A 26,977-nucleotide genomic window follows, 5' to 3' on the forward strand; every position below is an offset into this window, starting at 1 on the left:
CCTCACGCGGAGAGACAAGATGCCGAACGAGTCAGAACTGAACGCACTGGTCCGCGACGTGACCATCTTCCATCCCGGGGCCGAGGCGAGCGTCGACCCCACGACCTCGTATCTGGGCGGGACCCCGTTCGCACCATCGGGTACGGCTTGGCCGAACGCCATGACCTGTCTCGGCCGGTTCGGGTTTGCCGCCGACTCCTGGTCCCCGGGCAACGCTCGCTGGATCACGGTCTTCCTCAACGAAGCAGAGGGATACGTGGAGTGGGGCGACGCCGATCACGTGACGATCTGGGCTCACGGTGCAGGAGAGGACCTCGCGCCAGTTCGCGCGCCTGACGGAGTTCGGGTGATTCCCGCCCGCGCCTTGGTGTTGAACGACGGCAAAGAACTGCCTTACGACAAGCGACTGGGTGACTGGCAGTGGGAGGCGGAGCTCGACGACCTCCGTCGGCGGCTGACCAACAACGATGGCGGCCACTGCCAGCTCGGCGGATACCCCACGGTCTACGGCGGGTTCGAGAGCCTGGGCTTGATGGAAGACCCGGGCAGCTACGAGCTCGTCCTCAAGCTCAATCGGTACCCGCTCGGGAAGGAGCGCTTCGACGTCGAGATCCACGACGTGCTCAACGTCTACTTCCACCCAGAGTCGGGTGAGTTCTACGCCGAGATGCAGCGGTGACCCACGAGGGCTGCGACTTCGCTCGTCGCCCGCCACGTCGCCCCGCTGAAGCAGCAGCGTCGGCCATCCGCAGCGCCGCGCCTGGTCACCCCGCCAGTCGGTCCACTCGTGCGCGGCAATTTTTCGTCCGGCCGTGATCTCAACGATGGCCAGCGGAACCACGGGGGAATGATGAGCCTCGACATCGAGCCCACCCCCCAAAGCCGCCGCTCCATCCTCGACAACATCGAGCGTTGGCGTGCCGTCGGGCTATTCGTTCTACTTGCCGCCTGCGGCGACACCCGGGCGACCGACGAGACCGGTGGCGGTACGACCGACACCGACACCGACACCGAGGCGGGCGATCCATCCGACACCTCGACCACGGACGACAGCGGCGGCGGCATGCAGGAGTGTGACCCGATCGCTCAAGACTGCCCCGCCGGCTTCAAGTGCACGGCCTTCGACAAGGATGCCTCTGGTCTCTGGAACGCCAATCAGTGCGTGGCCGAGCCGGCCAACGGCGGTGTAGCGGGGGATCAGTGCGCGATCGAGGGCCCCGACATGTTCACGGGGATCGACAACTGCGCCGAAGGCTACATCTGCCTCAACGTTGACGAAAACCAGGAGAATGGTGCCTGCATCGAGTTTTGCTCGGCGGACATGAGCTGCCCCAACACCTCGGGGGGCGATGGTGTCTGCATTGTCGTGAACGACGGTGCTTTGCCGATCTGCCTGGCGACCTGCGACCCACTGCTGCAAGACTGCCAGGGCCAGGCCGCCTGCTATGGCACCGACCAGCCGCCCTTCATCTGCTTCAACCCCGATGCGAAGGGTGGCGGACAGGACGGGGCCCCCTGCGACTACGTCAACGCCTGTCTCGAGGGCCTCTCCTGCGCCGCCGCTGCCAGCCAGGAAGACTGCGCGGTGATGGAGTTTGGCTGCTGCACCCCCTTTTGTCCGCTCGACGGCTCGGCGACCTGCACGGGCAACGAGGAGTGTGTGCCCTTCTTCGAGGTCGAACAGCCAGGGTTCGAGAACGTGGGTATCTGCGCGCTCCCGAGTTGAGGCACTCGCGGCGTGCTGATCGCTCACCACGCCTGCCACACCCCCACACAAAGGACCACGAAGCCGCCCAGCTCCGCCCCGACGAGCGCGATCATGCTGGCATGGACGAACCCCGGCGCGAGCGTGCGGCGACCGAGTACATGCGGCCGACGCAGCTGGTTGTCGGTGTCCGCGAGCCAGCCGTGCAGGGCGTAGCCGAACACCGCGAACGCGAAGAAGCCGATGAGCGCCGCCAAGGCGGCGAGCTCGACGACGACGGGCAGCGTGCCGACCTCGACCATCCGCTCGAGCAGCAGGCAGGCGAACGCATACAACAGCGAAGCCCGGTGACAGATGTCCACATACACGGGCGCGCTGGCGTCTGTGCTCCCGCGGATCTTGGCGTATTTCCACACCCCGGAGATCAGGCCAACGAGGAAGAAGATCATCGCCGAGCACAGCGCGAATTTCTCAGGGAGCTGCATCGGGTGTGTGGATGCCACGCGCGCTGGCCTGGCGCTTGTCGAAACCTGTCGCTGCGGTCGCCCGACGACAGCGATAGACTCGCGCCATGGCTCGCCCGCGGACGCCCGCTCATGTGGATCTGTGGCCCGATCGCGCCCTGGTCGTGGCCCAGCTCGGTCGTGTGCGGTGGCATCGGCACGCCGCGGCGGCGTTGTTGGTTGGTCTCGATGGCGCGTTCCACCTGCGCTGGGCCGACAGCTGGCGACGCACCCACGCAGCGTGGATGCCCGCTGGCGTGGCCCACGAGCTCGCTTGCCACGACACGCTGATGACGACGCTCTACATGTTCCCGCTCACCGGGGACGCGCAGGTGCTCGCGGCCGGGCTCGGCGTGGATCCCCAGCGACCCAGCCTCGACCTCACGCTCCCGCCCTCGCTGGTCTCGACCCTCGTCGCGGTTCATGGGGGTGACGTCGCTCGGGCGACCACGCGGGCGCGGCTGCAAGCCGAGCTGTTCTCGGGCCCACGACTCGCTCGGGCGCCCGACCCCCGCGTCTTGCGAGCCGCCGCGCTCGTGCGCGAGCACGCCAGCGACGGGCTGTCCCTCGTCGAGCTCGCCGACACCGTGGGGCTCTCACCGACCCGCTTGATGCACTTGTTCAAGGCGGGGGCCGGGGTGCCCGTGCGCCGCTACCGAGTGTGGGAGCGGATGCGCCTGCTGACTCAACACGTCGCCGCGGGCGAGACCCTGACCCAAGCCGGCCTCGCCGCGGGATTCGCCGACTCCCAGCACCTCAGCCACGGCTTTCGTGACATGTTCGGTACCTCGGCCTCGCGGATCCTCAACGGCCGAAGCCGCCTGCGCGCCTGAGGGTGCAGATCGAGAGTGACTCGCTCACACGTCGTGCGCTTCCTTCGCGCCGCCCCCCCACCATCACACTGGACGCGAGCACCCGAGATCCGCTCCAATCCCTCCATGCTTAACTCCCGCCTAGAGTCTCTCCTCACCGCCGCCGCGCTGTGCTCCCTGCTCGGTGCCTGCAACTCCGACCCGCCCGACGCGACGAGCGACACCGACACCGACACCGAGTCGGGCACGGGCGACGGTGACGGCGACGCCGTCGACCCGATCTGCGGCAATGGCATCATCGAGTCCGGCGAGGCCTGCGACGACGGCAACACGATCGAGACCGACACCTGCACCAACGAGTGCGCCCTCGCAAGCTGCGGCGACGGCCTCGTGCACGAGGGCGTCGAGGCTTGTGACGACGGCAACATGGACACCACCGACGACTGCGTCCTCTGCCAACCGGCCACCTGCGGCGACGGCTATGTCCAGGAGGGCGTCGAGACCTGCGATGACGGCAACATCGACGACACCGACACGTGCACGAGCACGTGCGAGCTCGCCAGCTGCGGGGACGGCTTCGTGCAACCGGGTGAAGACTGCGACGACACGAACGACGACAACAACGACGACTGCGTCGAGTGCAGCGCGGCCACGTGCGGCGACGGCTTCGTGCAGGTCGGCGTCGAAGAGTGCGACGACGCCAACATGGACAACAGCGATGGCTGCGACGACACCTGCGTGGGCGCGGTCTGTGGCGACAGCTTCGTGCAGGTCGGCGAGGAGTGCGACGACGCCAACCTGATGGCAATGGACGGCTGCTCGCCCAGCTGCGGGTGGGAGTTCCGGCTCGCGTTCGCGACCAGCACGACCCACACGGGCGACCTTGGGGGGCTCGCGGGCGCCGACGCGATCTGCAACATGCTCGCCCAGGACGCCGGCTTGCCGGGCACCTACATGGCGTGGCTGTCGACGGTCGACGAGTCCCCGGCGACCCGCTTCACCCAGTCGACCGTGCCCTACGTGCTCCCGGACGCCAACCAGGTGGCCGACGACTGGGCCGATCTGATCGACGGCAGCCTCGACTTCGCCGTCGCGCGGACCGAGACCGGCGCGATGTCGGTCAACACCGCGGTGATGTGCGGCGGCAGTGCCCGCCTGGCCCGGACCGGCACGACCGAGTTCGGAACCCCAGGCGCCAGCACATGCCTCGACTTTTCTTCGGGCGTCGCCAGCGACTTCGGCACGATCGGGCGCTCGGCCTCGAACATGTCCGAGTGGTCGAGCTGCGGCGAGATCGAGTGCGACGTGCTGATGCCGATCTACTGCTTTCAGCAGTGATCGCCGACTAATTCGGCGCGACAATCACGAGGTCGACCGCCGTGCCGGGGGCGACCTCGGTGCCTGCGTCTGGATCCTGCGAGAGCACCCGGCCGCCACCGAGCTCGGGGTCTTCGCGCTCGCGCACGGTGCCGACGCTCAGGCCGGCAGACTCGAGCTTCTTGCGGGCGCTCCCGACCGTCTGGTTGCGCAGCTTCGGGACCTCGATCAGCGCCTCGCCCGGGGCGATCGCCCCAGCTCCACCGTCGCCCGCCACCACGAGGTGAACCAGCGAGCCCTTCTCGCTCTTGCTGCCCGCGTTGGGCTCCTGGCGCAACACGACGCCCGCGGCCTCGCTCGAGGGCTCGGACTGCGGCGCGGGGACCTCGAAGCCAGCCTTGACCAGCGCCTCGGTCGCGGAGATCGCCGACTTGCCGATCACGCTGGGTACAGTGAGCAGCTCGGGCGCGGCGGCGACCACGACGCGGATCTCTTTGGTCTGCAGCGGGGCCCCGCCGGCCGGACTCTGCGATAAGATCGTGCCAACTTCGACGCTCGCGTCGACCCGCTGGCTGTCCTCGATGATCACGATCCCGCCCTCACGCCAGCGGTCCCGGGCGTCACGCAGGCTCAGACCCTGCAGGTTGGGCGCGGTCATCTGCGGGGCAGCCGGCTGCGCCTGGGTCTCGACCGTGGCCGGCTGCGCGGGGGCCTCGGCCTGGGCGCGCGGGCCCTCGGCGGCCTGCATGCGCAGCATGAATGGCCCTAGTGAGAACAGCACCGCCACCGAGGTGACGAGCGAGATCAAGAAGATCTTGAGGTAGTCCTGCACAGGGTGAGCCTGGTCCAAAGGTGTAACTTCCGCGGCCTACCGGCGATCCGCGGCCGGTTGTCAGAGTATCTCGGCTGGGCCGAGATTGCGAAGAATGGATGCTTGGACCCCGCTGCGACCGTTTCGCGCGGTCTCGCGACCTGCGACTTGCGCCCTCGCGAACACGGCGCGGCCCGTGCTACCTTCCCGCCCCGTGAACGACCCTGAGCAGGCCCCCACCACCGAGCCGGGCTCCCAGCCGGACCCCAAGTCGGCCAAGAAGCCCAATGTCGTGCGGCGGCTCTACGACTGGGTGCTCAGCTGGGCGGACTCGCCCTATGGGGTCGCGGCGCTGTTCCTGCTGGCGGTCGCGGAGTCGAGCGTGTTCCCGATCCCGCCCGACGTGCTGCTGATCGCCCTGGCGCTGTCGGCTCCAACTCGAGCGTTTCGGTTCGCCGCGTGGTGTACAGCCGGCTCGGTGATCGGCGGCGTGCTCGGCTACTACATTGGCTACGGGCTCTGGACGACTGTTCAGCCGCTGTTGATCCCGTCGGTGTTCTCGGCCGCGAAGTTCGAGGAGGTCACGGATCTCTACAACCAGCACGGGGTCCCGATCGTGTTCGCCGCTGGGTTCACGCCGATCCCCTACAAGGTGTTCACGCTGGCCGCCGGAGTCGCGAAGATCAACCTCCCGGCGTTCATTGGGACCAGCATCATTGGCCGGGGCGCTCGATTCTTCTTGGTCGCCGCGGTGATCCGTCGGTTCGGCGACCAGGCCCGCGACCTGATCGACCGCTACTTCAACCTGGTGACGATCGGGTTCACCGTCGTGTTGATCGGCACCTTCGTGCTCCTCAAATTCGCGCTGCATTGAGCTGAATTGGCCTGGAGTAAGCTGGTCGGCCGCGAGGCGGCCCGCACGGCGCGGCGCGATCACGTATGATTCGGTATGCGCCTCAAGGACGCCCGCAAGCGCTTGCCCGTCGTGACCTCGCTGCCCAAGGGCCGCGGGCGCAAGTTCATGACCAACGAGGACGCCCCCCGCCCAGCGCTGGCGGTGTGGGAGTTCACGCTCGCGTGTGACCACCGCTGCATCCACTGTGGGCCGCGAGCCGGCGAGGCCCGGCCTGACGAGCTGAGCACCGACGAGGCCCTGCGGCTCGTCGATGACCTGGCCGAGGCCGGCGTCGGCGAGGTCGTGCTGATCGGCGGCGAGGCATACCTGCGCAACGACTTCTTGCTGGTCATCCGCCGGATCCGCGAGCGCGGCATGACCTGCACGCTGACCACGGGCGGGCTCGGCGTGACCAAGACCCGGGCCGACGCCATGGTCGAGGCCGGGATCCAGAGCGTGTCGGTGTCGATCGACGGACTCGAGCCCGCCCACGATCGACTGCGCAGCCGCGAAGGCAGCTGGAAGCGCGCGTTCGAGGCGATGCGCAACCTCCGGGAGGCCGGCGCCAAGGTCTCGGTCAACTCGCAGATCAACCAGGTCAACTTCGGCGACCACGAGCCGCTGCTCGAGCTCATCGCCAAGGCCGGGGCGCACTCGTGGCAGCTGCAGATCACGGTCGCCCACGGCAACGCGGCCGACAACGCCGACATCATCTTGCAGCCCTACCGGTTCCTCGAGCTGTTCGAGCAGCTCGATCGGATCGCGGATCGGGCCCACCAGCTGAAGGTGCGGATCTGGCCCGCCAACAACCTCGGCTACTTCGGGCCGTTCGAGGCCAAGCTCCGCCGCTACCAAAAGCTGCACTACCGCGGCTGCTCGGCCGGGAAATCGACGATCGGGATCGAGAGCAACGGCATGCTCAAGAACTGCCCGAGCCTGGGCGGCCCGGCCAACGTCGCCGGCTCGTGGCGCGAGCACGGCTTTGATCCGATCTGGCAGGGCGCGCCCGAGATGACCTACATCCGGCGCCGGACGATCGACGATCTGTGGGGCTACTGCCGCGAGTGCTACTACGCGACCACCTGCATGTCGGGGTGCACCGCCGCCAACGAGCCGCTGCTGGGCCGGCCGGGCAACAACCCGTTTTGCCACCACCGCGCGATCGAGATGGACCGCATGGGCATGCGCGAGCGGATCGAGCCGGTCGCGGCCGCGCAGGGGGTGCCGTTCGACAATGGGTTGTTTCGGATCATTCGCGAGCACAAGGATCCAGCCCGGCGCGAGGCCGAGGGGCCGGTCGAGATCACCGAGCCGCGGGTGTCTCGGCTGGTCGAGGAGATGGGGTCGGGCCGACCGATCCGGGCGGACGAGCTGCCAGACGGCCGGGTTCCATTCGACGCGTGAGCGGGGATCTGCGCCCGTTGGGTGCCACGACCCGGTAAGCGCGCCGAGTTTTGTGTATGCTCTGGCCATGCTCGTCTGCAATGGCTGCCATCGCCACGTTCAAGTTCATGAGTCCGCGTGTCCATTCTGCGGAGCCGGGATCCGAACCGTCGCGGCGCCGAGTCCCGTGCGGCTCGGCGCGATGGTGCTGGTCGTCGGGCTCAGCATGCTCGCGTGCGGCGACGGTGGCGATGACGGCACCACCGAGACCACGGGCATGACGACCGGCATGACGACCGGCATGAACACGGGAACCGAGTCCGAGAGCGGCGAGAGCGGCATCGGCGAGACGACCGACACGACCGAGACCACCGCGGAGGAGGGCGGCGCCGACTACGGTGGGCCCGGTGATGGTGATGGCGACGAAGGCGACGGCGACGGCGACGGCGACGGCGACGGCGACGGTGACGGCGACACGACCAGCGGAGACGGCGACGGGGACGAAGGTGGGGCCGACTACGGCGGCGCGCCACCACCCTCGGGCCCGGTCCCCTTCTAGACCGCTCTCGCTAGAACCGCAGCGCCAGCTCGAACTGGGCAGAGATCGGCTGCTGGAACCGGGTCTCGACCCCGAAGTTGCCCTGCGGCTGGACGATCTCGCGGTTGAAGAACCCTGCCCCACCGCCGGGGCGATGGACCTTGGCGTGCTTGAGATCGCTGAGGTCCCCACCGGCGATCGGGCGGGCGCCGTCGAAGCTGTAGACCTCGTCGACGCGCAGGGCGGCCTTGGCGTTGGTGACGTTCACGATCCGACCGATGAACTCGAGCTCGAGGTCCTTGGGCAGCGGATAGGTGTAGGAGGCGGTCAAATTCACGCGGTAGTTGGTCTCGACTCGCCCGCCCGCGCCCCGCGGCAGCAGGTAGGTCAGGTAGGCGCCGCGGTATTGCGCGTTCGCGGTGTCGGTGCGCACGCTGATCGGCACGCCCGAGCGGACCCGAATGTTGGTCCCGAGCGTGATCCGCCCCGACTTTCGCAGATCAAAGCTATAGATGCCGTCGAGGTTCAGCATGTGCGGGACGGTCCCGGTCAGCGGGCCGTAGCTGTTACGGACCAGCTCGGGCGTGTCGTACTGGGTGCTGGCGCCGAGGTTGATCGAGCCATTGACGGGATCGGTGTACCCGTCATAGTTGCCGACATTGCGCGAATAGGTGTAGCTCGCGCGCACGCTCCAGCCCTTGGCGAGGCGGCGGGTCAATTGCACGGTGTACGCGTCCAGGTTGCGAATCGGCTTGGGAAACATGCTGCCGATCTCGCGGAACGCGTCGGCCGTGAACTCGCAGCGCGAGAGCTCGCGGGCCAGCTGACCGCGGGCGTCAGCGTCTTCGGGCAGGCCCTCGAAGGTGGCCTCGAGCTCGGCGCACAGGGCATCTTGGGCCGCGATCGCCGACTTCGACACCTCGCGACCCGGGTTGGCGATGATGAAGTCGGTGCCCCCGTTGGTCGAGACGTCTTCGACGGCGCGGCCGAGATCCTGATGGACCCAGCGCATGTTGATGACCAGATCTTCGATCAGCTCCTGCTCGTAGCCGAGCTGAAACTGCTGGTTGTAGGGGCCCTTGAGGCCGGGCGCCACGGCCCCGCCGGTCAGGCCGGTGGTCGAGCCACCCCCGTCGACGCACCACTCGGTCGGCTGGCCGCCATCGTCGACCCGCGGATGGCTCTCACCGTTGATCTGGGTCACGCGATTGAAGCAGTCGCTGTTTTGGTAGCTCCGCGTGACCTGGACCAGCCCACCAAAGGCGCGGCTGTTGAGCTGCAAGGGCAGCGGCTGATAGAACCACCCATAGCTGGCGTAGAGCCGACTGCGGCCCTCTTGGGTCCAGTCGTAGACCGCCCCGACCCGCGGCGCGACGTTGTCCCAGATCAGCACCTGGCTGCGACCGTAGATGTCGCGCATGTCCTGCAGCTCCCAGCGCACGCCGCCGGTCAGCACCAAGTTGGGCGTGACAGCCCAGCGATCTTGCAGGTACACGCCGTAGTTCATGGTCGACAGGGTCTCCTGGTAGCCGTCGACCCGGGCCCCGCGCCCCAGCGGATCAGCCAGGGCCCGCAGCTCACCGGTCTCGTGGCGGGCGGTGCCGTAGCCGAAGGTGGTGATGTTGTCGGGGTTGTTGCCGTCGACCAGCGCGTAGCGGTGGTTGTTGACCCGATCCGAGCGAGTGAAGCGGTACCCGCCCGCGTCGCTGTAGCAGTACTCCCCTCCCCCGTCCTCATCGGCCGTGCAGCCGTGATCCATGAAGTCGTCGGCGTTGCTGCCCGAGTACTGGTAGCTGCTCTGGCGCTGCATCCAGCTGACCGCCGCGCCCCACTTGAGCTGGTGGCTGCCGCCGCGGGCCTGCTCGGACTCGAGGAAGTGGGTGAGATCCAGGCTCCCCTGCACGCGCCGGGCGACGTCGCGCTCGTACTGCCCGAGCCCACCCGACACCCAGGTCCGGACCGGACACGCGTTGCCGGGCAGCGTCGCGTCGTTGCAGGCAGACTCGACCCCGGGGACCAGGTTGGTCCGGCCTTCGCGGTCGAGGTACTCGATCAGGCTGCGGCCGTTCGCGGTCTGCTCTTGCGTGGCCGGGCGGTTGCGCTGGGATGGATCCTCGAGCCGCCAGGCCATCTGCGACGAGCCTTGCCAGTAGCTGACCTGGGCGTCGATCTCCATCCGGCCCTCGTTGGCGCGACCGTGATACTCGAGCCCGACCAAGTTACTGATACCGAGATCGGTGCCAAAGTGATCGTTGACGATCCCCGTGGCGATCCGAGCGCTGCCACCCAGCGCGGCGTCGGGGTTGGTCCCAAACGCGACGGGGTCGACGGAGAAGGGCAAGCGATAGCTCGTCTTCGAGAAGTTCGGCCCGCCGAGCACCGTGAGCCCCAGCGTGTGATTGGCCCGAATACGCCAGTCAAGGCCGCCCAGCCAGCTGACCTGCATGCCACCGGTCGTAAATTTTTGATCGGCAAATTTCTGCGAGGCGATGTAATTGCCGCTCGACACGCAGTCGTTTGTCCCGTTCTCGTAGGGGCAATCTGCGTATCCGCCCGAGTCGTCGAGATCCACTCGATGATAGAAGCTCTGGGTCAGCGTGTGCTTGGCGCCGGCCAGGTTGAGCCCAACCGAGAAGAACAACCGCTCCCTGACGATCGGCCCGGAGATCGCCACATACGCCGCGCCCCCGTAATCCGGGTTCTGCGTGACGCGCAGCGCCTCGTCGGTCGCGAGGATCGTGCGCGGCTCGGCCAAGCGCGGCGAGAACCGGAGCCCCGCGGTCCCCCGCACTTGGTTGGTCCCCGCCAGCCGGCGCACGTTGATCTGCCCACCAGAGGCGTTGCCGTGCTCGGCCTCGTACCCGGCCTCGAGCACCTCGGCCTCGCTGACGAACTCGCGAATGAGATCCGTCCCGGCCGATCCGCCAATCGCGTCATTCGCGTTGTGGCCATTGATCGAGTAGTTCTGCTCCGCGTCCGACAGCCCGATCATTTGCCTGCGCGGTCCGTTGTCGTTCGCGGTCGGAGCCGAGTCCATCACGCCCGAGAACGCGCCATTGTCGACCGCGCTCCCGCCATTTTGGAGCTCCAGCTCCTCGCCCGAAATTCGCATGATCGTCGCGGGCGTGCGGGTGTCGACGGGACTACGAACGGTGATCGTCGTCTCATCCGCCAGACGATCCCCGCGCAGCCGCAGATGCGCCCGCAGGTTGCCGCCGCGCGGCAGGTCCACGCGACTGGTGGCCGTCGCGTCGTCGTAGAAAGCCTGCACCACATATTGCCCGGCCGGCAGGCCAGCCACCGAGTACACCCCCCGCGCATTCGAGTAGACCTGGATCTCCGCCCCGAGGCAGGCGCAGGACAACACCACCAGCGCCTCGGCGACCGGTGCCTTGTCATCGCCGCCGCTGACGACCCCCGAGATCCTCCCGCTCGTGCTCGCGGGTGAGCTCGATGGCGGCGCGGCCTGGGCCTCGCCAGTGAATCCGAGCATGCAGATCCCGGTAGCCAGCAGTGATGCAACCACCGCAAGCTTCGAAAGCGTAATTCGTGACACCTTGGCCTCGCGTTCGGGCCCTGAGCGTTCAACCCCGGTTCGCAGCGGGTTCGTCTCGGCAACGCGCTCATCCAGCCCGACTTACGCGAGGCTGTCTTCAGCTCGGGCGAGGCTCCTCGCCCGAGCTGAAAACAACAACAACAAAAAGGGCGACCTCGAGAGGCCGCCCTTTTTGGGAGCAGGTGAGCCTGGAGTTAGAACCGAAGCTTCAGCTCGAACTGCGCGGACAGGGGCTGCTGGAACGAGGTCTCGACCCCGTAGTTGCCCTGCGGTTGGACGATCGTGCGGCCGAAGAAGTTGTCCGCGCCGCCACCTTGGGCCCAGACCTTGGCGTGCTTGAGATCCCCCAGGTCGCCGCCGGCGATCGGACGCGAGGCCTGGAAGGTGTAGATGTCGTCGACGCGCAAGACAGCCTTGGCGTTGGTCACGTTCAACACGCGAGCGTTGAACTCGATCTCGAGGTCCTTGGGCAGCGGGTAGGCATACCCGGCGCTCAGGTTCCACTGATAGTTGGGCTGGACCTGGCCACCGGCTCCGCGCGGGAGCATGTAGATCAGGAACGACCCGGCGTAGTTGAAGTTCGGGGTGTCCGAGCGAACGTTGACCGGGAACCCGGACTGGAACCGGAAGCTGGTGCCTAGGGTGAGGCGACCGGCCTGCTTGAGGTCGAAGCTGTAGAAGCCGTCGATCTTGGCGCGGTGCGGGATGTTGCTGGACAGCGGACCGTAGCTGTTGCGGACCAGCTCGGGCGTGTCGTACTGGGCGCTGGCGCCGATGTTGACCGAGCCGTTGATCGGGTCGACGAAGCCGTCGTAGTTGCCGACCAGGCGGCTGTAGGTGTAGCTGGCGAGCAGCAGCCAGTTCTTGGCGAAGCGCTTTTGCAGCTGGAAGGTCCACGCGTCGTAGTTGCGGGTGGGCTTGTCGAACTGCTCGTTGATCTGCTCGTACGCGAGGGACTTGTTGTTACAAGCGTTGAGCTCGCGGGCGATCGTGTTCTTCTCTTCGTCGTTCGGGTCGAACGCGTCGAACTGCGCCTGCAGATCCGAGCACAGCGACTTTTGCTCTTCGATGTGCTTGTTGCTGACGGCCTCGCCGGGGTTGGCGATGATGAAGGTCTGGCCGCCGTTGACGGACACGTCCTCGACGGCGCGGCCGAGGTCGGTGTGCAGCCAGCGGAACCCGAGCACCAGGTCCTCGACGACCTCTTGCTCGTAGCCGACCTGGAACTGCTGGTTGTAGTTGCCCTTGAGCCGCGGGACGATCGCGCCCTCGGTCAGACCGGTGGTGCCCTGGTTGGTGTCGACGCAGTACTCGGTCGGCTGGCCCTGGTCGTCGACGCGCGGATGCGAGACGCCGTCGATCGTGGTGGTCTGGTTGAAGCAGTCGCTCTGGTTGTAGAACCGGTTGACGCCGACGAGACCACCGAACACGCGGCTGTTCAGCTGCAGCGGGAGCGGCTGGTAGAACCACCCGTAGCTGGCGTAGAGGCGGCTCTTACCTTCGTCGGTCCAGTCGTAGACGACGCCGACGCGCGGGGCGACGTTGTCCCAGATCAGGATCTTCGTGTCGCCGAAGATGTCGCGCATGTCCTGGACCTCCCAGCGGACGCCGCCGCTGATGTAGAGGTTGGACAAGATCGCCCACTTGTCTTGCAGGAAGACGCCGTAGTTGAAGGTCGAGAGCGTCTCGTCGTAGTTGTCCATGCGGACACCACGGCCGAGCGGATCGGCGATGGCGCGCAGATCTTTTTGCTCGTGGCGGACCGACCCGAACCCACGCGTGAACCGGTTATCGGGGTTGTCGGTGTCGACCCGGACGAAGCGGTGGTTGTTGACCCGCGTCGCGCGATCGAACTCGTAGGTGTTGTCGGCGGGGTTGTAGCAGTACTCGCCACCGCCCTCTTCACCCGCGGCGCAGTTGTCGTAGAAGCTGGCCTCGTTGGAGCCGGAGTAGGTGTAGATGCTGCGACGGTTGTCCCACGACATCGCGCCGCCCCACTTGACCTGGTGCGAGCCCGCGGCCTCGAAGAAGTGGGTGAAGGCCAGGTTGGCCTGGACGCGCCGCTGAATGTCGCGGTCGTACTCGCCGATACCGCCCGACAGCCAGCGCCGAGTTGGGCAGGCGATACCTGGCAGATCCGCGCCGTTACAGGCCTCGTCGACGCCCTCGACGTCACCGACCGCGCCAGCGCGATCGAGGAACTCGTAGAGGTTGCGGCCCTGCGAGTCCTGCTCCTGGGTGGCCGGGAGGTTCTTGAGGTTGGGGTTGTCGAGCCGCCAGGCGTCCTCGTAGACCGACTGGTAGTAGGAGACGCCCGCGTCGATCTCCATCTTGTCGTCGAGCACGCGGCCTTCGTAGTTGAGGCCGACCGAGGTCGTGTGCCCGAGCGTGGTCCCGAAGTGATCGTTGACGACGCCGGTTGCGATGCGGGCCGCGCCGCCGAGTGGATCGGAGCTGGGGTTGGTGCCGAACGCGTTTGGATCGAAGCTGAACGGCAGCCGGTAGGTGGTGCGCAGGAAGCTGGGCCCACCGAGCGCGGTCACGCCGATCTTGTGGCGTGGGGTCACGGCCCAGTCGATGCCGGCGATGTACTGGAAGTTGATCGCGCCGGTTCGGAACTTCTGCGAGGCGAACTTGGTGGAGGCGATGTAGTTGCCGCCCTCGACGCAGTCGTTGGTGCCGTTCTCGTAGGGGCAGTCTTCGTAGCCGCCCGAGCCGTCGAGATCCTGGCGGTTATAGAAGCTCTGGGTCAGCGTGAATTGGGTGCCGCCGGGCGCGAGGCCGATCGTGAAGAACACCTTGTCCTTCTTGATCGGGCCAGACACGACCGCGTAGGCCTGGGCCTGGAAGTCGCCGACCTGGGTCACGCGCAGGGCCTCGTCGGTCGCGGTGATCAGGCGGGGCTCGGCGAGCCGTGGGGTGAAGCGAACGCCGGCTTCACCGCGCAGGGTGTTGGTGCCAGCGACGCGGCGGGCCGAGACCTGACCGCCCGAGGCACCGCCGAATTCGGCGTCGTAGCCGGATTCCTTGATCTCGACGTCCTGGATGAACTCCTGGACGATCGACGCGCCGACCGTACCGAACGCGGGGTTCGTGATGTTGGCGCCGTCGACGGTGTACTTGGTCTCGGCGCCGGTCGTGCCCGCGAGCGAGATGCCAGCGGCGTCGCGGCTGGCCGTGGGCGAGATGTCGACCACGGCCGTGAAGTCGCGGCTGGTGTTGGAGCCGACCGGGAGCTGCTTGGCCTCCTCCATGCCGATGGTCATGGCGGCCGCCGGGTTCGAGGCGACAGGCGCGGCCTCGACGACGATCTCGATGACCTGATCTTGCTCGGGGTTGAGCGCGAAGTTGGCCCGGAACTTGGCGCCACGCGGCAGCTGGGTGATCTTCGAGACGTTGGCCTTACCCGAGAGCACCTGGATCGTGTAGTTGCCCGAAGGCAGATCCGCGAACGAGTAGATGCCGCGACTGTTGGTCCTGCGCTCGATCTCGCCGCTGAGGCAAGTGCACTGCAGGATCACGATCGCGTCTTCGATCGGCTGGCTGTTGGTCGAGTTCTTGACGACGCCGTTGATGACGCCTTTGTCACTGGACGGTGGCGCAGCCTCTGCTAACTCTGGAGTGAGCAGAAGCGCGAAGCCAGGGACCGTCACGAGCGAGACGGAGATCAGGGACTTGAGCAGGGAACGCTTCACAGGAGGGGGCTCCTTGTCGGTGCGAAACCAGTCGGACGAGCCGCACGGGTAGTAACCGAGGCGGCCTGATATATCACAAGAGCCCCGACCTGTTTACCGGTTCGTGTGCTGCCGGGGATGATCATTCGGGACACAGAGGACAGGTTCGAGCGCATACGGGGGCGATCCACGGCCAACATGCCGAGCGAGCAAGCTCGAACCGCGCACGCTGGATCGAAGATGTAGTGGTTCGGAAGACGCGATCTCGTGCGGCGTGCAAGCGGCTGCGCGAGAGGTGTTGGCTCGTCGGGCAACGGGTCGCCAGTCGCCGACTTACAGGCCCTGTGTACCAGACTTATGGAGGCGTGGGCCAGGCTTATATAAGCGTGGGCCAGGTTTCTGGCCCACTTGCGGGCGGATCCGCGGATCGGGGCCTTGGTTCGTGGGCGGACTGGCGAACGCGTGAGGGGATGAATCGTGAGCGGGCGTGGGTGGGTACCGGTACACCTGGCCAGTGTTGGGGACGTTGCTGAGATCCCTCCGCTAAAGGTCGAGGAGTTCGACTTCGGTGGGGGTCAGGGGGTGGCCGAGGAAGACGGATCCGACGCGGGCGAATCGGGCGGGGGCGTCGGTGGCCAGCAGCTGGACGGGGTTGCTGGGATCGGGGGTCGAGCTGGCGAGGCGCTGGCGGGTGAGGACGTCGGCGACGACGGCTGCGGTGGTCTGGGCCGAGTCGACGAAGGTGACGGTGGGGCCGCAGACGCGCTCGAGCACCGAGCGCAGCACCGGGAAGTGGGTGCAGCCGAGCACGACGGTGTCGACGCGGGTTCGCTCGGGGCCCGCGAGCTCGAGCTCGAGGTAGCGGCGGGCGACGGCCTCGGGGATCGGGCCGTCGATCCAGCCCTCTTCGGCCAGGGCGACGAACATGGGGCACGCGACGGCGTCGATCTTCAGGTTGGGGCGGCGCGCGAGCATGGCCCGCTGGTAGGCGCCGCCGGATACGGTGCCCTCGGTGCCGGTGATCAAGACGTGGCCGCTGCGGGTCGCCGCGCACGCGGCCGCGGCCCCGGGCTCGACGACGCCGATCACCGGGAGCGGCGCGAACGCCTGGGCGAGATCGTCGACGGCGACGGCCGAGGCGGTGTTGCAGGCGATCACCAGCAGCTTGACGCCGCGCTCGACCAGCTTGCCCGCGGCCTGGCGGGCGTAGCGACGAACGGTGTCGGGGCTCTTGCTGCCGTAGGGCAGCCGGGCCGTGTCACCGAGGTACAAGAAGCGCTCGTTCGGCAGCCGCTCGCGCAGCGCCGCGAGCACGGTCAGGCCCCCGACGCCGCTGTCGAACACGCCGATCGGACTGAGTGGATCCGGCATGCGTTGGCGACGTGCAGGGAGCCGGGGCGCTTCCCCGAATCAGCCGCGGAGCAGGTTCTTGGCGATGACCATGCGCTGGACCTGCGAGGTGCCCTCGTAGATCTGCATCAGCTTGGCGTCGCGGTAGAGCTTTTCCACCGGGTACTCGCGGGTGTAGCCGTAGCCGCCGAACACCTGGACGGCGTCGGTCGCAGCCTTGACCGCCGCGTCGGCGCCGAAGCACTTGGCCAGCGACGAGGTGATCGTGCGCTTGACGTCGTTGTCGACCTCCCACGCGGCCTTGAGGTACAGCGCGCGGGTGGCCTCGTAGGCGATCGCCATGTCGGCCAGGATCATCTGGATCGCCTGGTGATTGGCGATCGGCACCCCAAAGGTCTTGCGCTCGAGCGCGTAGGCGCGCGACTCGTCGAGGCAGCGACGAATGATGCCCGCGCACGAGGCCCCGATCATGGGGCGCGACTTATCGAACACCTCCATGGCGATATAGAAGCCCTTGCCCGGCTCGCCCAGGATGTTCTGCTCGGCGATCTCGACGTCGTCGAACAGCACGTCGGAGGTCTCCGAGGCCCGCTGGCCCAGCTTCTTCTCTTTGCGACCGACGCTGACGCCCTTGGTCTTGCGGTCGACCACGAACGCGGTGATGCCCTTGTGCTTGAGGGCCGGGTCGATCGTCGCAAACCCGGTGTACATGCTGGCCTGGCCGGCGTTGGTGATCCAGCGCTTTTGCCCGGTCAGCGAGTAGCCGCCGCCGTCTTTGGCGATCAGGCGCGACTTCATGCCCGCGACGTCGGACCCGGCGTCGGGCTCGGAGCAGGCGTAGCTGATGAACTCGAAATTCTCGATCAGGCGCTCGAGCCAGGTGTGCTTTTGCTCCTCGCTGCCGCCGACCATCAAGGGCAGCGCGCCGAGGTGATTGCACATCATGGAGGTCGCAACCGCCGGGCAGCCGTAGGCGAGCTCCTCGGAGATCAGGCAGCCCTCGACGGTGCCGAGCCCGAGCCCGCCGTAGGCCTCGGGGATCTCGACGTTCATCAGGCCCAGGTCGAAGGCCTGGCGGAAGATCTCGGTGGGGAAGGTCTCAGACTCGTCGTACTCGTGCGCGGCCGGGATGATGACCTCGGCGGTGAACTTGCGCGCGGTGTCGACTAGCTGATTTTGCTCGTCGCTGATCTGTGGGTTGTACATGGGACCTGCTCGGACTCGGGCGGGCATTGATAGCCGCAGCACCGGATGGTCGCAAGCGCGGTCACTCGCTCACTCGATCGCGGGCCCGTCGACGCGCGTCGCGGGCGGCCTTGCGCTGATCTTTTTCGCCTTGATCATCGGCCGCGAGCTCGGCTCGGCGACCACCGATCACGTAGCCGATCACGATCCCGAGCAACAAGATGCCAGGGATGTAGATGAAGTGGCCGAGCGTCATTTGTGCTTGGCTTGCAGCGCGGCGAGATCGGCACGCTGGGCGCTGGCGCGACGCCACAAGATCGCGCCGTAGATCGCAAAGATCGCCCAGATCACCCCGTAGGCCCACACGATGTGGCTGTAGTCCGAGGCGACCTTGTTCTCGACCTCGGCCTCGTAGGCGCGCTTGAGCCGAACGGTGGCCGGGTCGCGGCCTTCGACCTTCGTGGTGCCGGGTGCCTCGCCAGGCGCCTCCGTCGAAGCTTGGGCTTGCTCGGGTTGCTCGGGTTGCTCGAAGACATTCAGTTCGTCCATGAGAAGCTCCTCAGGCCGGCTGCGCGGCGCGCTGTTGGGTGTCGGCGGCGATCCACGCCTGGTCGAGGGCGATCGCCAGCCGGGCCTGCGCGGCGCGGATCCAGACCAGCGCGATGCTCAGCATCATCAGGGCGGCCAGGCAGATGAACAGCGTGTTCCACATGCTCTGGGGCAGCGAGCCGACCACGCCCGTCTGCGGGTGCGTGGTCTTCCAGATCTTCACGGCGTAGTAGATGATCGGTACGTCGATCGCACCAAAGATCGCCAGCGCGGCGGCGATCCGCTCGGAGTTGGGCGGGCCGTACTCGCGGACCAGCAGGTAGGCCACGAACACCAGCCACAGCAGCGCGGTCGAGACCTGGCGCGCGTCGCCGGTCCACGGGGTGCCCCAGGTCGCGTCGCCCCAGATCGGCCCGGTGATCAGCACGCCGACGCCCGCGAGCACGGTCATCTCGCCGGCCGCGACCGCGAGCGCCTCGGCCCGCTCCGATCGGCGTCGCAGCTGAACGCCGGCCGCGATCCCACAGATCACGGCGAACAGCATGCAGATCCACGCGAGCGGCACGTGGAAGTAGAAGATCTTCTGGGCCGTGCCCATCTCGGCCTCGATCGGGGTGTGCAGAAACACGCGCTGCACACAGTAGGGAAACAGCGCGGCGGCGCCGACCAACAGCGCGTAGGGGATGTACTTCATGCGCTCAGCTCCTCAGTTCACTGGTTTGGATCGAGCCCGGGCGGACACCGCAGCGGCGCGAGCGGACCCATTGGATGCAGGGCTCGAGTGCGCGGGGCTCGAGTGCGCCGCGCCGATCAGCACCGTCTCGAACAGCCACGCGCCCACGCCGATCAACACGACGTCGAGCGCGGCGATCTGCGAGAGCGTTCCCCACAGCTCGGGGTGCCCCTCGAGCAGCCGCTGGGTCGCGACCAGCGCGAACAGCAGCACGGGCGTGGTCAGGGGATACAGGATCACCGACAGCAGCACGTTCTTGCCGCTGCTCGTTGCGAGCCCGGCCGCGAACAGGGTGCCGACGGCGGCGTAGCCCAGGCACCCGAGCACGATCAGGGCGACCAGCGCGAGCGGGTTGGCGCTGAACACCTGCGAGCTGGGGAACAGCAGGCCGAGCCCGGGCACCAGCAGGGCCGAGCACGAGAGCAACACCACCAGCGTGACCAGCAGCTTGGACAGATAGATCGCCAGGCGCTCGACCGGGGCGGCGAGCAGCGCCGCGAGGGTGTTCGACTCGCGCTCGCGATCGAACACCCGGGTGAGCGTCAGCGCGCCGACGAACGCGATACACAGCCACACCATGCCCGGGATCGCCTTGCGCTGCACGGATCCATCGAGGGCGAAGAACGCCAGCGCGAACATCACGACCACGACCAGCGTGAAGAACCCGGCCGTCAACACCAGCTCGAGCCGCCGCGCCTCCTGGCGGAGGTCGTTGCGTGCGAGGAGCCAGGTCTGTCGCAGCAGGCGCATGCGCTGCGGAGGAAGGTACGCCACGCGGGGCCCAGCGCCCAGCCGATGCCAAGCGGGTCAGCGGTCCCGGCGGTGGCGGCGGCTCGAGCTCTGGCCGCCGGCCAGCTCGAGCGTGTGACCTTGCGCAAGGCGTCCGCGCGCGGGCGGAGGCGCTCACAAGCTCGCGCTCAGCCGCCGCCGAAACTCGTCGGTGGTCTGGCCCCGCTCGCGCTGGACCTCGAGCGCGATCACGCCTGCGTCGAGCAGCAACGCCCGATCCACGAGCTCGGCGACGACGTCGAGATCGTGGCTCGACAGCAACACCGCGGCGCCGCGAGCTGCCTCGGCCCGGAGCAAGTCGGCGAGCAGCTCACGCCCGGCCCGATCGAGGGCCGTGAATGGCTCGTCGAGGATCAGCAGCTCGGGCTCCAGCGCGAGCGCCCGCGCCAGCGCGACGCGCTGGGCCATGCCGCGTGAGAAGGTGCCGACCGGACGATCGATGACGTCGGCCAGGCCCAGGCGCTCGAGCACCGCGCGGGGCGTGGGCGCGCCGCTCGGGCGGGTGCTGCCGGCCAGATCCACGAACAGCTCGACGTTCTCGCGCGCGCTCAGCAGCGGGTACAGCTGCGGATCGTGAGCGAGCCAGGCCAGGCGCGCGCGGATCTCGAGCTCGACCTCGCGCCGCTCGACCCCCCCGAACAGCCGCGCGCCCGCGTCGCCCTGGCGCAGGCCCACCAAGATCGTGAACAGCGTGGTCTTGCCCGCGCCGTTTTGGCCGAGCAGGCCGACGATCTCGCCCGCGCGCAGCTCCATCTCGACGCCACGCAGCACCGCCTTGCGACCGAACCGGCAGGTCACCCCGCGCAGCTCGACCGGCAAGATCGAGGCCTGGCTCGCGGTCGAGTTCACCCAGCCCCGGGCCCAGCACCGGGACCAGCACCAGGACCAGCCCCACCCTCGGAGCCGAGCGCCTCGAGCTGACGGTACACCCGGTCGAGGGTGAGCAGCAGCTGGGCCCGCTGGGTCCGAACCTTCGGCGTGTCGTCGGCTCGCTCATCGAGCGCGACCAGCTCGGCGATCAACGCGTCGCGCCGGGTCAGCAGGGCCTCTCGGGGCCCGACCCGGCGACGCAAGAGCATGCTGATCGCGACGCCGAGGCCGGTCACGCCCAGCAACCCCCAGGCGGTGTAGGGCCACACCCGGCTGCGGGTCGGCAGGCCCTCGACGACGATCGAGACGTCGGACCCGCCCCACCCGGCGATCGGGCAGCCGTGCCCGGCCCGCGCCAGCAGGTCGCACACGCCGATCGCAAACGGCTGGGCCCCGAGCTCGTAGAGCTCGATCGGGCCGCCGTCGCGACCCGCGTGGGGATCGACCTCGGGCGTGCCAGCGACCCCGTGGGTGACCGCGAGCGCCTCGGGCACGCTGACGAGCGAGGCGTCTTCGACCAGGGGAAACGGGGTGCTCCACTCGATCGCGAGCTCACCGTCGTGCGCCACGCCAACCGCGAAGCTCAGGCGCAGCTCGACGCCGGGCTCGAGCGGGCGGTCGAGCTGGGCCCACGGGGTCTCGCCGTCATGCAGGAGCCACGCCTTCGACTCCTCCATGATGTGCATGCTGCGGGTGCCCGGCGGGCCGAACAGGGTCATGCCACCCGGCGCCCAGAAGGCCTCGTCACCGTCGACGTACACGGCGTAGTTGAAGCTGACCGCGGCGATGTCGTTCTCGCGCGGGGACACATCGATCTGCAGGGCGCTGCGGACCCGCGTGCGGTCACCGGTCGGCCGAAACACCCGCAGCATCACGACCGCGCCAGCGTCCGTGGGCATCTCGAACAGGGTGCTCGAGTACGGCGCGCCCTCGTGGATCACGCGGACCTGCGAGAGCATGTCGGCCTCGACGGGCACGTCGTCGATGATCGCCATGCCCTGCGCGTCGGTGTGACCGACCCGATTGCCAGCGCCGCCGGTCGCCTGGCTGCTGTTGATGATCACCGCTTGATCGGCGACCGGCTGATCGTGGGCGTCGAACACCAGGACCCGGACCTGGCCGGGCTGTAGACCGCGATCGACCCGGGGCGGCGGGACCTGCATCCGGCCCTGCTGCGGCTGCGGTGGTGGAGGCGGCGCTTGGGCAGCCTGCTCACCGCGGGTCAGGATCAGCGCGTAGGCGCTCTCGCCCAGGCTGAAGCTCTGTGAGCGCCGGGGGGCCTCGCCGGGCTGCAGCACGGCCTCGACGACGATCGTCGCGCCCTCGGGCAGGCGCTGGTCGAGCTCCTCGAACATCGCCCGGCCGTCGACGTCGGTGGTCGCGACCTCGACGTGCGGTTGATCCGAGTCGGGGATCGTGGCGGTGAGCGTGACCTCGATGTTGGCGAGCGGGCCCGCGATCCCGCCCACAGCTGGATCGGCGCTGCCGAGATCCAGAGCCCCGACGATCAGCGTGCCGGGGGGTCGGCCCGCGAGCGGGAACGGCATGCCCGGCAGCGGCTGAGCCCCCTGCCCGCCGTGGGGATCGGCTGGCTGGGCGTGCGGCGGCTGGCCGGGCGCGGCGTCGGGCGTGGCCTGAGCGCCTGCATCGGTGGCCACCAACAACAGGGCGACGCCCGCCTGCGGGCCCAGGTTGAACGGCTGCGAGCGCAAGCTCTGGCCGGCGACGGTCGCCGTGGCGACCACCTGGTTGCCCAGGAACTCGTCGAGCCCGGTGAACATGGCCCGGCCCTGATCCGCGGTGGTCGCCGTGCGGATCTGCTGGCCCGCGGCGGTCGAGATCTCGAGCCGAACCTCGACGCCGAGCTCCGGGTTGGCGAACCCGCCGTCGAGGCAGCGAACCGTGACGGTGCCGGGCATCAGGTTGGGATCCGGCCGCGGGATCCCGGACATCTGAGCGGGGTCGGGCATGCCCGGCGGCGGCGCGGCGTGAGTGACAGCCGGCGTCGCCAGAGAGATCGCCGCGCAGGTCAGGGTCGCCCCGAGCAGCACGCGGCGAAGGCAGTGGCGGCTCATGAGGTCACCGCCTCGGCCTGTGCTTCAGTGTTTGGCTCAGGCTCATGCTTCGCATCGGCCTCGGCGTCGGAACCAACCGCCTGGCCCGCCGCGGCCAACTTCACGCCCAGCGCGGCGAGGTGCTCGATGAGCTGCGGGTGCAGGTCGTCGTCACTAGCGAGCTGGCGCATGACCTCGATCGCGCGCACGCGATAGCGATCCCCCACCTTGCGAAAGTCCTCGTCGGAGAGCTTGCCCATCGCGTGGTCGAACTCGAGCTCCTTGATCGCCCGCAGCACCCGGCGCTTCTCCTCGCGCAGCTCGGTCAGCGTGGAGTGATCGGCGCCGAGGTCGGCCTCGACGATCAGGCTCTGCACGCCCGGCCGCGCGAGCGCCACGACAATGCCCCACATGGCCCGCAGCGCCCAGATCATCACGACGCAGGCGACCGTGAGCGCGAGCGTGGGTGCGTCGAGCTCGGCGCCGGCCCCAAACGCGAGGCCCAGCAGGACCGCCAGGGCGACGGCGAGCGACAGCGCGACGAACACCCAGAACGACTTGCCGTCGCGCGGCTCGGCGCCAGGCTTTTGCCCGGCGTCAGCCATGGTTGGCCCCCTGCTCGCGCCGGGTCCCAATACAGATCGCCGCGCCGAACAGCATGATCACCGTGCCCAGCCACACCCAGTTGACGAGCGGATTGATGAACAGGCGCAGCTGGGTCTTGCCCGTGGTCAGGTCGACGGTCTGCATGGATGCGTAGACATCCTCGCTGACGGTCATGTAGCGCGAGACCTCGGTGGTCGGCTGGTCGGGCAGCTGGAAGTACCACCAGCGCGCGGGCCGGAGCACGTCGACCAGCTCGCCGTCGCGCAGGACCCCGAGCTCGGCGGTGATCATCTCTTTTTGCCAGTCCTCGGTTGCGAGCAGGCCCATGTGGCTGATCTCGTAGTCGCCGAGCGGGACCACCTCGCCGGGCACGACGTTGACCTTGCGCTCGATCCCGTAGGCCTTGCCGATGAACCCGAAGATCATCAAGACCACGCCGAGGTGGACGATGTAGCCGCCGTAGCGGCGACGGGCCCGGACCAGCAGGCGGATGCCCGCGTCGAGCAGCGACAGCTTGGGGTTGTTGCGCTTGGCGACCGCGAGCCCGCGCGCGAACTCCTGAATGATCGTGGCCAGCGTGAACCCGCACAGCCCGAACCCAGACAGCGCCCACACGTGGTCGCGCCAGGCCGCGCCGAGCTCGGCCGCGCTCGGCATCGCGCCGATCACCGCCAGCTGCTCGCGCAGCCGCAGCCACTCGAGCCCCATCGCCAGCAGCGTGGTCAGGACCCCGAACACCAGCGGGATCAAGAATTGCCGCTGCAAGCTCTCGGTCGAGGTCCGGCGCCACGCCAGCAGCGGCCCGATGCCCATCAACAACAGCAAGGCCAGACCGGCCGGGCCCATGTAGTGGTTGTAGTGGCTCTCGCGGATCGTGATGCGATCGCTGAGCAGCCACTCGCTGATCGTCGGCCAGATCGTCGAGCCGAGCACGAAGAAGGCCATGGCCAGCAGCACCCAGTTGTTGAGCAGGAACGCGAACTCGCGGCTGAGCGGGCTCTCGAGCTCGGCGTGCGAGCGCAGCAGCTGCCAGCGCCAGGCGACCGCGCCAAAGCTGCCGACCAAGATCACGATCAGGAACACGCCAAAGATCCACGCGAGCTGCGGATCCTTACCGAACGCGTGCACGCTCTGGACCATGCCCGATCGGGTCAAGAACGTGCCGACGATGCTCAGCCAGAAGCTGAGGATCACCAGCGAGATGTTCCAGCGCTTGAGCATGCCGCGGCGCTCTTGGATCATGATCGAGTGCAGGAACGCGGTCGCCGTGAACCAGGGGATCAGCCCCGCGTTCTCGACCGGGTCCCAGGCCCAGTAGCCGCCCCAGCCCAGCTCCTCGTAGGCCCACAGCCCGCCCAGGATCAGACCCAGGGCCAGGAAGGTCCACGAGAACAAGGTCCAGCGGCGCACGCTCTGCTGCCAGGCTGTGTCGACCTGCCCGGTGATCACCGCGGCCATGCCAAACGCGTAGGGCACCGCCAGCGACACGTAGCCGAGGTACAGGCTCGGCGGGTGGATGATCATGTAAAAGTTTTGCAGCAGCGGGTTGAGCCCGCGCGAATTCCCGGCCAGCTCCGGCTCGAGGATGAACGGCTCGAACGGGTTCTTGGTGAAGATCAGGACCGCGATGAAGAACAGATCGATCGCCGCCAGGATCCAGATCACGTGCGGGATCATGTCTTCGTGGCGGCGGCGGTTGGCCTTGACCGCCAGCGCCGAGAACACGCTGAGCAGCAGCACCCAAAACAGCAGCGAGCCGTCGAGACCACCCCAAAACGCGGTGATCTTGTAGAACAGCGGCATCGCCGAGTCGCTGGTGTGGTGCACGTACTGGATCGAGAAGTCGTCGGCCAAGAACGCGTAGATGATCAGCGACGAGCTGAACGCCGCGAGCGTGGCCACGGCGTAGATGCCCTGAACCGAGGCCTCGACCAGGCGCGCCGACTTGCGGTGCGCGCCGATCATGGCGAGGGCGATGGTCGTCAGACACACCGCAAACAGGACGAGGAGGGTGATGGTGCCGAGGGTCGCGACGCTCATGATGGTGGCTCAGCTGCGCTTGACGGGCGCGGCTTCCTCTTCTTCGTACTTCGAGGGGCACTTCGCGGTCATCTCGGTCGAGCGGATGATCATCGCCTGGGGATCCAAGGTGCCGGTGAGCACGACCTCGCCGCCCTCGACGAAGGTGTCGGGCAGCAGGTTGTCGTAGATCACCTTGAGGCGCTTGCCCTTGAACTCGATCACGAAGTGATAGGTGTCGTCGCTGGGGTCTTGCGCGAGCGTGCCCTCGACGACGTTGCCGTGGACCTTGAACTCGCGATCGACGAAGTCGTCGGGCGAGGCCACGACCTTGTCGGCGTAGACGTACTCGAGCACGCCCTCGTCGGGTGACGAGAAGACCAAGAACGCGACCGCGCCGATGACGGCCAAGCCGATGCCAATCTGGGTGCCTGTGCTGAGTGCCATGTGGTTCTCCGATTAGCCGCCGATGCTGATCATTGCCTTGCGCGGGCCGCCTTCGCCAGTCTGCTCGAACCCGTGCGCGTCACGCTTGTGACCCAGCGCGGTCCGGACGACCCGCTCGAGCGCCGCGGCTCCAGCTTCGCCCTGCGCGCTGCGCAGGGCACCGCGAAGATCGCCCGCGTCGTCGCGGGCGAGGCAGGCGTGGAGCTGGCCGGTGGCGGAGACCCGCAGCCGGTTGCAGCTCCCGCAAAAATTCTCCGTCATCGCGGCGATCGTGCCGAACCGCCGGCCGTCGTGGGCGCCGCCGCGCAGCACGTAGTACTGAGCTGGGCCAAACGGCCCCTGCGGTTGGTCCGCGAGCTCGACGACGGCGCCGAGCTCGGCGCCGACGCGCTCGCGGATCTCCGCCGCTGGCATCAGCTCGCCGGGCACGAACAGCCGACCGCCCGCCATCGGCATCAGCTCGATGAAGCGCGGGGTCGCGTCGTGCTGCCACGCGAACCGACACAGCGCGCCGAGCTCGTCGTCGTTGAAGCCGCGCACGGCCACGGTGTTGAGCTTGAGCGGCAGCCCGACCGCGTGGGCGGCCGCGAACCCAGCCACGACCTGGTCGAGCTTGTCGCGCCGGGTGATCGCGGCGAAGCGCTCGCGGTCGAGGCTGTCGAGGCTGATCGTCAGGGTCTCGAGCCCGGCCGCCTTCAGGGGCCCGGCGAGCCGCTCGATCAGCTCGCCGTTGCTCGTCATCACGACCCGCAGCGGCGCGCCGCTGGGGGTGCGCAGCTGTGTCAGGCGCTGGACCAGCCACGTCAGGTTGCGCCGCAACGTTGGCTCACCGCCGGTCAAACGCACGCGCTCGACCCCCCAGGCGGCGAACGCTGCGACCATGCGCGCGACCTCCTCGAGGCTGAGCACCTCGCTGCGATCGACGTGCTCGATCCCCTCGGGCGGCATGCAGTAGGTGCAGCGCATGCTGCAGCGATCGGTCAGCGAGACCCGCAGGTACCGAACCCGGCGCTCGAGCCGATCGACGAGCACGGGACCGTCGTCCCCTGCCCCGACTGACTGCCCGGCCGCCAAAACGGCGGCAGGCTTGCGCAGCTGAACCAGCCTCATGGCCGCACCGTGGCGCGTCGCCCCACGCGAGCGTGAGGGCATACGCCCGCTGAAGTCCGCACAGAACGGGC

23 protein-coding genes are annotated in these 26,977 nt (G+C 68.1%); 7 read left to right on the plus strand and 16 right to left on the minus strand.

Features of this window, described 5'->3' with window-relative positions:
* Positions 1 to 19 precede the first annotated feature (19 nt).
* The gene (locus ENSA7_RS24440) at positions 20 to 679 is read left to right on the plus strand and encodes a YwqG family protein (protein ID WP_106091753.1); all 660 of its coding nucleotides are present in this window, start codon (positions 20 to 22) and stop codon (positions 677 to 679) included.
* 171 nt (positions 680 to 850) lie between these two features.
* On the plus strand, positions 851 to 1,726 hold the full coding sequence (locus tag ENSA7_RS24445) for a hypothetical protein (RefSeq protein WP_146158087.1): 876 nt from the start codon (positions 851 to 853) through the stop codon (positions 1,724 to 1,726).
* A 23-nt stretch (positions 1,727 to 1,749) separates the two neighbouring features.
* On the opposite strand, the gene ENSA7_RS24450 is transcribed toward ENSA7_RS24445, so the two are convergent.
* Positions 1,750 to 2,190 (minus strand): hypothetical protein, encoded by a 441-nt coding sequence (locus ENSA7_RS24450; RefSeq protein WP_106091755.1) that lies wholly within the window; start codon positions 2,188 to 2,190, stop codon positions 1,750 to 1,752.
* A gap of 86 nt (positions 2,191 to 2,276) precedes the next feature.
* Between ENSA7_RS24450 and ENSA7_RS24455 the strand changes: the two genes are divergently transcribed.
* Positions 2,277 to 3,041 carry a helix-turn-helix domain-containing protein gene (locus ENSA7_RS24455; protein WP_106091756.1) on the plus strand — a complete coding sequence of 255 codons (765 nt, stop codon included), beginning with the start codon at positions 2,277 to 2,279 and terminating at the stop codon, positions 3,039 to 3,041.
* A gap of 105 nt (positions 3,042 to 3,146) precedes the next feature.
* The gene (locus ENSA7_RS24460) at positions 3,147 to 4,358 is read left to right on the plus strand and encodes a DUF4215 domain-containing protein (RefSeq protein ID WP_106091757.1); all 1,212 of its coding nucleotides are present in this window, start codon (positions 3,147 to 3,149) and stop codon (positions 4,356 to 4,358) included.
* Between the two features lie 7 nt (positions 4,359 to 4,365).
* Here the strand turns inward: ENSA7_RS24460 and ENSA7_RS24465 are convergent, their stop codons facing one another.
* Entirely contained in the window at positions 4,366 to 5,169 is an 804-nt protein-coding gene (locus ENSA7_RS24465; protein ID WP_146158088.1) for a PASTA domain-containing protein, read from the minus strand.
* A gap of 193 nt (positions 5,170 to 5,362) precedes the next feature.
* Between ENSA7_RS24465 and ENSA7_RS24470 the strand changes: the two genes are divergently transcribed.
* The 3 genes from ENSA7_RS24470 to ENSA7_RS44095 all read left to right on the plus strand — a co-directional run bounded on the left by ENSA7_RS24470 (position 5,363) and on the right by ENSA7_RS44095 (position 7,985).
* The gene (locus ENSA7_RS24470) at positions 5,363 to 6,022 is read left to right on the plus strand and encodes a YqaA family protein (protein ID WP_244923896.1); all 660 of its coding nucleotides are present in this window, start codon (positions 5,363 to 5,365) and stop codon (positions 6,020 to 6,022) included.
* 75 nt (positions 6,023 to 6,097) lie between these two features.
* Complete coding sequence (locus ENSA7_RS24475) at positions 6,098 to 7,447, plus strand: radical SAM/SPASM domain-containing protein (RefSeq protein WP_106091760.1); 1,350 nt, start codon at positions 6,098 to 6,100, stop codon at positions 7,445 to 7,447.
* A gap of 67 nt (positions 7,448 to 7,514) precedes the next feature.
* Positions 7,515 to 7,985, plus strand: coding sequence for a hypothetical protein (locus ENSA7_RS44095; RefSeq protein ID WP_181234060.1), 471 nt, complete (start codon positions 7,515 to 7,517; stop codon positions 7,983 to 7,985).
* A 10-nt stretch (positions 7,986 to 7,995) separates the two neighbouring features.
* On the opposite strand, the gene ENSA7_RS24485 is transcribed toward ENSA7_RS44095, so the two are convergent.
* The 14 genes from ENSA7_RS24485 to moaA all read right to left on the minus strand — a co-directional run bounded on the left by ENSA7_RS24485 (position 7,996) and on the right by moaA (position 26,906).
* Positions 7,996 to 11,457: a TonB-dependent receptor gene (locus ENSA7_RS24485; RefSeq protein WP_106091761.1), complete on the minus strand. Its 3,462-nt coding sequence runs from the start codon at positions 11,455 to 11,457 to the stop codon at positions 7,996 to 7,998.
* Positions 11,458 to 11,714: 257 nt separating this feature from the next.
* Positions 11,715 to 15,215: a TonB-dependent receptor gene (locus ENSA7_RS24490; protein ID WP_244923897.1), complete on the minus strand. Its 3,501-nt coding sequence runs from the start codon at positions 15,213 to 15,215 to the stop codon at positions 11,715 to 11,717.
* 522 nt (positions 15,216 to 15,737) lie between these two features.
* Entirely contained in the window at positions 15,738 to 16,565 is an 828-nt protein-coding gene (murI, locus tag ENSA7_RS24495; protein ID WP_106091762.1) for a glutamate racemase, read from the minus strand.
* A 39-nt stretch (positions 16,566 to 16,604) separates the two neighbouring features.
* Positions 16,605 to 17,750: an acyl-CoA dehydrogenase family protein gene (locus ENSA7_RS24500; protein ID WP_106091763.1), complete on the minus strand. Its 1,146-nt coding sequence runs from the start codon at positions 17,748 to 17,750 to the stop codon at positions 16,605 to 16,607.
* A 61-nt stretch (positions 17,751 to 17,811) separates the two neighbouring features.
* A complete protein-coding gene (locus ENSA7_RS44100; RefSeq protein WP_181234061.1) occupies positions 17,812 to 17,985 on the minus strand; it encodes a hypothetical protein in 174 nt (57 codons plus the stop codon).
* A complete protein-coding gene (locus tag ENSA7_RS24505; protein WP_106091764.1) occupies positions 17,982 to 18,278 on the minus strand; it encodes a hypothetical protein in 297 nt (98 codons plus the stop codon). Before ENSA7_RS24505 ends, ENSA7_RS44100 begins: the two co-directional genes overlap by 4 nt.
* 10 nt (positions 18,279 to 18,288) lie before the next feature.
* Positions 18,289 to 18,972 (minus strand): cytochrome c biogenesis protein CcsA, encoded by a 684-nt coding sequence (gene ccsA, locus ENSA7_RS24510; RefSeq protein ID WP_106091765.1) that lies wholly within the window; start codon positions 18,970 to 18,972, stop codon positions 18,289 to 18,291.
* Between the two features lie 12 nt (positions 18,973 to 18,984).
* Positions 18,985 to 19,785: a heme exporter protein CcmB gene (locus ENSA7_RS24515; protein WP_146158089.1), complete on the minus strand. Its 801-nt coding sequence runs from the start codon at positions 19,783 to 19,785 to the stop codon at positions 18,985 to 18,987.
* 129 nt (positions 19,786 to 19,914) lie between these two features.
* Positions 19,915 to 20,649, minus strand: coding sequence for a heme ABC exporter ATP-binding protein CcmA (gene ccmA, locus ENSA7_RS24520; protein WP_106091767.1), 735 nt, complete (start codon positions 20,647 to 20,649; stop codon positions 19,915 to 19,917).
* Positions 20,646 to 22,745: an Ig-like domain-containing protein gene (locus ENSA7_RS24525; RefSeq protein ID WP_146158090.1), complete on the minus strand. Its 2,100-nt coding sequence runs from the start codon at positions 22,743 to 22,745 to the stop codon at positions 20,646 to 20,648. The genes ccmA and ENSA7_RS24525 overlap by 4 nt, the downstream gene beginning before the upstream one ends.
* Positions 22,742 to 23,329: a hypothetical protein gene (locus ENSA7_RS24530; RefSeq protein WP_106091769.1), complete on the minus strand. Its 588-nt coding sequence runs from the start codon at positions 23,327 to 23,329 to the stop codon at positions 22,742 to 22,744. Before ENSA7_RS24530 ends, ENSA7_RS24525 begins: the two co-directional genes overlap by 4 nt.
* On the minus strand, positions 23,322 to 25,370 hold the full coding sequence (locus ENSA7_RS24535; RefSeq protein WP_106091770.1) for a heme lyase CcmF/NrfE family subunit: 2,049 nt from the start codon (positions 25,368 to 25,370) through the stop codon (positions 23,322 to 23,324). Before ENSA7_RS24535 ends, ENSA7_RS24530 begins: the two co-directional genes overlap by 8 nt.
* Before the next feature lie 9 nt (positions 25,371 to 25,379).
* On the minus strand, positions 25,380 to 25,796 hold the full coding sequence (locus ENSA7_RS24540; protein ID WP_106091771.1) for a cytochrome c maturation protein CcmE: 417 nt from the start codon (positions 25,794 to 25,796) through the stop codon (positions 25,380 to 25,382).
* A gap of 12 nt (positions 25,797 to 25,808) precedes the next feature.
* Positions 25,809 to 26,906, minus strand: coding sequence for a GTP 3',8-cyclase MoaA (gene moaA / locus ENSA7_RS24545; RefSeq protein ID WP_181234062.1), 1,098 nt, complete (start codon positions 26,904 to 26,906; stop codon positions 25,809 to 25,811).
* Positions 26,907 to 26,977: the final 71 nt, after the last annotated feature.

The sequence above is a fragment of the Enhygromyxa salina genome, assembly GCF_002994635.1.
Classification (GTDB): Bacteria; Myxococcota_A; Polyangia; order Nannocystales; family Nannocystaceae; genus Plesiocystis; species Plesiocystis salina_B.